This window comes from Microbacterium umsixpiens, assembly GCF_053543675.1.
This window is the reverse complement of record NZ_JBLVOH010000153.1, coordinates 2,965-3,608: the sequence shown is the minus strand read 5'-3', so window position 1 is coordinate 3,608 and position 644 is coordinate 2,965. Positions and strand designations below refer to the sequence as shown.

Annotated in this window: 1 protein-coding gene and 1 pseudogene; one reads left to right on the top strand and one right to left on the bottom strand. The window is 72.0% G+C overall.

Annotated elements, in window-relative coordinates; translation table 11 throughout:
* Positions 1–255 (top strand): dephospho-CoA kinase (locus ACNPM4_RS15225; protein ID WP_448986233.1); only part of this gene is annotated, 255 nt, incomplete at its 5' end.
* Here the strand turns inward: ACNPM4_RS15225 and ACNPM4_RS15220 are convergent.
* Positions 230–644: pseudogene (locus ACNPM4_RS15220) on the bottom strand (hypothetical protein); the annotation flags it as partial. The gene ACNPM4_RS15225 and the pseudogene ACNPM4_RS15220 overlap by 26 nt on opposite strands.

Genomic DNA, 644 nt, shown 5'->3' with positions numbered 1-644 from the left:
ACCGCACCGTTGCCCTGGACCTACGACCTGGTGGTGACGGTCGAGGCCTCGGCGTCGACACGGTTGCAGCGCCTGCAGAGGGAACGCGGCCACGACGCGGCCGAAGCGGAGCGCCGCCTCCGCGCACAGGGCGAGGAGTCCGACCGCGTCGCGATCGCCGATGTCGTGCTGCGCACCGACGGCACCCTCGACGAGACGCTGCGCGCGACGGCTTCGCTGTGGGCGCAGCTCAGCGCAGAGCGTCCACCGCGGTGACGATCTCGGCCAGCGCACGTTCCACGTCGTCGCGCGCATAGCCGAGCAGCGCCGTCTCAGCCGGATCGGGCTCGTAGGCGATCACCGCGCCACGCCCCTGGACGATGAATCGGTCGGGCTGGAACGGATGCTCCTCGTCGCGCTCCTCGATCACGTGCGCGCTCCCTGCAGCATCCGCCAGCAGCTGGAAGTAGCCGCGGTAGGTGAGGTTGCGGTCGCCGACGAGGTAGGCGCGACCGCCCTCCCCGGCGTCGAGCGCGCCCCGCACAGCCTGCGAGAGCGACCGCACCGACATGTAGTTCGTGCCGCCGGGAGGGGCGAACAGCTCGGGCTCGTCGAGCTCGCCGCGCGTCCACGCGATCATTCGGGCGAATCGGCGCACCCCGCGC